Raw genomic sequence first — 1,788 nt, 5'->3', positions numbered from 1 at the left:
AAAACGTTTACGTTTTTGGCGATTTTTATTTTTCATCAATGGGGGGGTAAATACTGGGGAAGTTTTACTGGCTTTTGTCTTTTACGGCTGTTTTCGAGGATATATACGGGCGGGGTTCGCCTTAATGCAGGCTATTTCTTAGCTTTTCAATATTATGTACTAAGCAGTACATTTGCCATTGCGTATTCACTTTCTCTTGTCCACGCAAGGTGAATTTATTCATACCTTTATTCACGGTGATATTGCCAAAAACAGGCTCTATTGCACCCAGTCGTTTACTGTATTGTCGTCGGCCCATGGGACTGTCTATTTTTACTTTCATTTTGTCGCTATAACTAACTTTCTGTTCAGATTGCTGGAGAAACTGTACTTGCCTGCCCGTTGATTGCGGGGTGTTTCTCATGCACTGTTTTTGTAAGGGACACGCGCGGCAGTCTTTTAAATACCCTGTAAATCGACTGTACTTTTTACCGCCAACGTCAATACATTTACTTTGTAGCCACAGGCTTTTTCCCGCAGGGCAAATACAGGTGTTGTTTGTTGAGTTAAAATGAAAATCTTCTCGGCTAAATAACCTCGGTCTGCCTTTACTGCGCTTTAATCGCCGTTTTTCTTGCTCTGTATGATAGGTTTCACTTTCTTTGAATAATGGATTACGACTTCTAAACTGGGTATCGGCTATATAAGTATCAAGCCCGGTTGTTGCCATATACTCAAGATTCACCTCACTGTGAAAACCACTATCAGCGGTGAACTTTGCCTGATGAAGCGAGTCGGGTGTACCGAGTTTGTCGAATAGCTTTTTGAGTTGTTCAATAGCGGGTTTAAGTGTCTGTTGCTCTCCGACAGAGCCCCATGTTTGGGCTTGGAGTATTATTTGATGCTTGTCATCATTAATCGCAATACCATTGTAGCCTTGAATGGTGCCCTTAGATGTGGTCATCTTGGCACTGTCTGGGTCTGTGATATTACTTTTTACCGGTTTGCCTCTGCTGCCTATTTTATCTTTATTATTCGCCAGAAAGTGTTGTATTTTTTTAGCACACTTATCAAGCTTATCTTTTTGTTTCAGGTCGTGATTAATCTCGTCTTCATTCAAACCATCTTGTGCTTGGTGTCTGGCTAATATTCGTTGACTTGCTCGTCGCAACGTCGCTTCCTTGCGTGTTAACTCTTCTATAGTACCGCTCCACTCTTTACTGGCATTCGATTTTATTTTACAACCATCAATGGCGAACATGTGGCGACCAATTAAACCTTCCTTGTCACATATCATCAGCACTTGAGTAAACAGCGGCTCTATTTGGTCTTTCATTCGAGCAACAAATGAGGCGATGGAAGTGTAGTGTGGCTGCACATCGCCCGATAAACTCATGAAGGTAATATTGGTTGCACAAGCATTGGCAATACGGCGACTGGTGATATAACCACGGGAGTAACCAAACAAGATGATTTTTAACATCACTGACGGTGAATAGGCGGCTGCGCCGCCTTTATCATTATCAAACCAATGGTCAAACCCTGATAAATCGAGATGATTATCGATAATATGCGCTAGTGCATATTCGAATGTACCGGGAATAATTTGAGCGGAAAAATCAATGGGAATGAACTTACTTTGACAAGATAAATCGGGCTTGTAGTTCGCCATAACGTTTTACAGTGGATGAATAATATCTATTAGATCACAAGCAAGATCGCGGCGCAAGGTTAAAAAACAAACAAACCAGAAATAGTAAAAGGAACATGGAATATTCCTTTTTGGAGAAATTCTACAGCCTCAACGCC

The 1,788-nt window shown here is 41.4% G+C and carries 1 protein-coding gene; it reads right to left on the bottom strand.

Annotated elements, in window-relative coordinates:
• Positions 1-121: 121 nt before the first annotated feature.
• On the bottom strand, positions 122-1,651 hold the full coding sequence (locus MTCD1_RS18190) for a transposase (protein WP_057183666.1): 1,530 nt from the start codon (positions 1,649-1,651) through the stop codon (positions 122-124).
• Positions 1,652-1,788 lie beyond the last annotated feature (137 nt).

The organism is Colwellia marinimaniae (assembly GCF_002207865.1).
GTDB classification, from domain to species: Bacteria; Pseudomonadota; Gammaproteobacteria; order Enterobacterales; family Alteromonadaceae; genus Colwellia; species Colwellia marinimaniae.
The sequence above is the reverse complement of the archived record's forward strand: the minus strand, read 5'-3'. Positions and strand labels throughout refer to the sequence as shown.

Coding starts and splice junctions, on each gene's coding strand:
- MTCD1_RS18190 (WP_057183666.1), bottom strand. CDS start 1,651: ATGGCGAACTACAAGCCCGATTTATCTTGTCAAAGTAAGTTCATTCCC.